Source organism: Microcystis sp. LE19-10.1B (assembly GCF_027530565.1).
Lineage (GTDB): Bacteria > Cyanobacteriota > Cyanobacteriia > Cyanobacteriales > Microcystaceae > Microcystis > Microcystis aeruginosa.
The window spans coordinates 1-3,186 of the sequence record NZ_JAPZQM010000320.1 but is presented as its reverse complement, the minus strand read 5'-3'; the positions used below and the strand labels follow the sequence as shown (position 1 = coordinate 3,186).

Here is a 3,186-nt window from a genome sequence, read left to right as displayed (position 1 = left end):
GAAAACGGCTTTACGATATTTGGCTGGGAACACTAAATGATATAGCAAAACACTTACATTATGGCTCTTATGGATGTATTCACTCATTTTTCTATTGTACGCCGCGAGCGGCGGGGAATTAGACCCGAAGAGATTAAAAATGGATTTTAGATTCGATCCCCCCTGCCCCCCTTGATAAGGGGGGTGCCGATAGGCGGGGGGATCAGAATTGATAATTATTACTGTATCTAACATTAAAATATCTTTCATAATACCCACCAAACCTAAGAGAGCCAAAATATTATTAATAGCATAAATGTACTGTATTTAAACTGCCTATTGACATTTTAGTACAAATGCTCGGACTGCCTTAACCTAGCTCCGGCGCTCCCTTCTCCGGTGCAGTCTTAAGGATTAATTTAGATAGTCGGCATTTGATAAAACATAAGGAATGTTAACCAAAACCACTTATCGTTAGGAATTTTGATAAGTTGGAGATTGAACAAAGATAGAAAGTCTCTAGCGCTGACAACTATGGCTGTAATTGTCCAAAAATACGGTGGTACATCGGTAGGTTCCGTGGAACGCATTCAATCGGTCGCTCAACGGGTCAAAAATACGGTAATAGCAGGAAACACCGTGGTGGTGGTCGTTTCTGCCATGGGTAAAACCACCGATGGATTGGTCAATTTAGCCAAACAAATCGCCGCCGAACCCTCGCGCCGGGAGATGGATATGTTATTATCCACGGGGGAACAGGTAACGATCGCCTTGATGAGTATGGCCCTAGAGGAAATCGGACAACCGGCCATCTCCCTAACCGGCGCTCAAGTGGGAATTGTCACGGAATCCGAACATAGTCGGGCCCGTATTTTAGAAATTAAAACCGATCGCCTCTCCCGACATCTATCGGAGGGTAAAGTAGTTGTTGTGGCCGGTTTTCAAGGTGTCAGCGATAGCGATCAACTAGAGATTACCACCCTAGGGCGCGGTGGGTCCGATACCTCGGCCGTGGCCCTAGCAGCCGCATTAAAAGCCGATTTTTGCGAAATTTACACCGATGTACCCGGTATTCTCACCACTGACCCCCGTTTAGTCCCCGAAGCGCGTCTTTTAGACCAAATCACCTGCGATGAGATGCTCGAATTAGCCAGTTTAGGGGCGAAAGTTCTCCACCCGCGAGCGGTGGAAATCGCTAAAAATTTCGGGGTTCCCTTGGTTGTCCGCTCCAGTTGGACAGAGGATCCGGGTACTTGGGTGACATCCCCGGCACCGAAACCGCGCACCCTGCAAGGATTGGAATTGACAAAAGCAGTGGATGCGGTGGAATTTGAGGGCAATCAGGCGAAAATCGCCCTTTTACGGGTTCCTGATCGTCCCGGTATCGCTGCCCGTTTATTCGGGGAAATCGCTCATCAACAGGTGGACGTGGATTTAATTATTCAATCGATTCACGAGGGGGACAGCAACGATATCGCCTTTACGGTGATGGGAAATGCCTTAAAAAAAGCCCAATCCGTGGCCGAAGCGATCGCACCGGTTTTACGTTCCCATCCCACTAATACAGAGGAAGCGGAAGTGATTATCGAATCCGGGGCCGCTAAAATCGCCATTACCGGCGCCGGTATGATCGGCCGGCCGGGAATTGCTGCCCAAATATTTAGCACTTTGGCCGCAGCGGCAATTAATATCGAAATGATCTCCACTTCTGAAGTAAAAGTCAGTTGTGTCATCGATGAAGCGGACGGAGAAAAAGCAATTAAAGTCCTTTGTGATGCTTTTCAAGTGGAGTATTCTGCTAAAGTTGCTCATTGCGAAATCCCTAAAAATTTAGTCCCAGTACGGGGAGTGGCCCTAGATAATAATCAGGCCCAAATGGCCATTCGTAACGTCCCCGATCGCCCCGGGATGGCGGCGAGAATTTTCTCGGTTTTAGCGGCAAAAAATGTCAGTGTTGATATGATTATTCAATCCCAACGCTGTCGCATTGTCGATGGTATTCCCCGACGGGATATCGCTTTTACTTTACCCCAAGCTGATGCTAATTTAGCCCAAAAAATCCTCTTAGAACTATCGGAAAGTTTGGGTTTACAGGAAGTGGTGGTTAATAATGATGTGGCCAAAGTGAGCATTGTTGGTTCGGGAATGGAAGGACAACCGGGGGTAGCAGCACGCTTTTTTGAAGCTTTAGCAAAGGAGAAAATTAATATTTTGATGATTGCTACTTCTGATATAAAAATCAGTTGTGTGGTGAATCAGGAAGATGGAGTCAGGGCCCTACAAGTGGTTCACGCCGCTTTTGGATTGGCCGGACAGGGTAAAATTGAAGTACCCGCCTAAATGAAATTACAAGTTCTATGATGGGGGTAAGAGTTGTTTAATTGTTGGCAACTTATACCCCCCAAAAACCAGATAAATAAGTTAACCCTCATCACCCCGATTTTATCTATGGAACCGATAACAGTGGCGACAATTGTTGCTTTGGTATTTCAGACTACTGTAGAAAAATTTACCGAAGCTGCTCTAGAAAAAATTAATACTTTGCGGCAAATCATCTGGAATAAACTTAAAGCTAATCCTAAGGCTGAAAAAGCTTTACAAGCTGCTGAAAAAGGGTCAAAAACTGATCTAGAAAAAGTAGCAGATTATTTAAAGGTTGCCATGAATGATGAAGCAGATTTCGCCGAAAAAGTCAAGGGTTTAGCAACAGAAATTCAATCCTTGAAAATTCAGGATAGTAGTAGTATGAACCAGGCTAATTCTGGAGGTCAAAATTTACAGAATCAGGGTCAGGTTAGTGAAGTTTATCAAGCAGAAAATATAAACATCAATAAAACCTGACTGCAGCCGCCTGTTAAGGAACAGGTTAAACAACATCCTCACAATTTATCTAATAGTAATATCCCTGAATTTGTTGGTAGGAATCAGGAATTAATTGACTTAAAAAAGCAATTACAACAATCCCAAAAGCTTGCTATATCTACCTTAACGGGAATGGGAGGCATAGGTAAAACCGAACTAGCCAGATGGTTTGGCTGGCAACAATGGCGGGAAAAAGCCTATCCGGGGGGTATATGTTGGTTAAATGTGGCAGAAAGTGACGGCGGTTTTATCGGTACTTCTATTTTAGATTTTGCGCGGGTACATCTCAAATTAACTTTACCGGATGAGGGAGAATTAGACGTAAAAATTCGTTATTGTTGGCAA

3 protein-coding genes and 1 pseudogene are annotated in these 3,186 nt (G+C 44.5%); 3 read left to right on the top strand and 1 reads right to left on the bottom strand.

The genetic code is table 11. From position 1 onward, the window contains the following. Positions 1 to 249 (bottom strand): hypothetical protein (locus O9332_RS11440; protein WP_288025570.1); only part of this gene is annotated, 249 nt, incomplete at its 3' end. A 264-nt stretch (positions 250 to 513) separates the two neighbouring features. Here O9332_RS11440 and O9332_RS11435 point away from each other — a divergent pair. The 3 genes and pseudogenes from O9332_RS11435 to O9332_RS11425 all read left to right on the top strand — a co-directional run. Beyond that, entirely contained in the window at positions 514 to 2,319 is a 1,806-nt protein-coding gene (locus tag O9332_RS11435; protein WP_069475262.1) for an aspartate kinase, read from the top strand. Between the two features lie 108 nt (positions 2,320 to 2,427). Further along, a complete protein-coding gene (locus O9332_RS11430; RefSeq protein WP_103111773.1) occupies positions 2,428 to 2,820 on the top strand; it encodes a hypothetical protein in 393 nt (130 codons plus the stop codon). A 153-nt stretch (positions 2,821 to 2,973) separates the two neighbouring features. Then, a pseudogene (locus O9332_RS11425) lies at positions 2,974 to 3,186 on the top strand (NB-ARC domain-containing protein); the annotation flags it as partial.

What these genes read in the sequence shown, in the direction of transcription:
- O9332_RS11435 (WP_069475262.1), top strand. Translation starts at nt 514, where the DNA reads ATGGCTGTAATTGTCCAAAAATACGGTGGTACATCGGTAGGTTCCGTG.
- O9332_RS11430 (WP_103111773.1), top strand. Translation starts at nt 2,428, where the DNA reads ATGGAACCGATAACAGTGGCGACAATTGTTGCTTTGGTATTTCAGACT.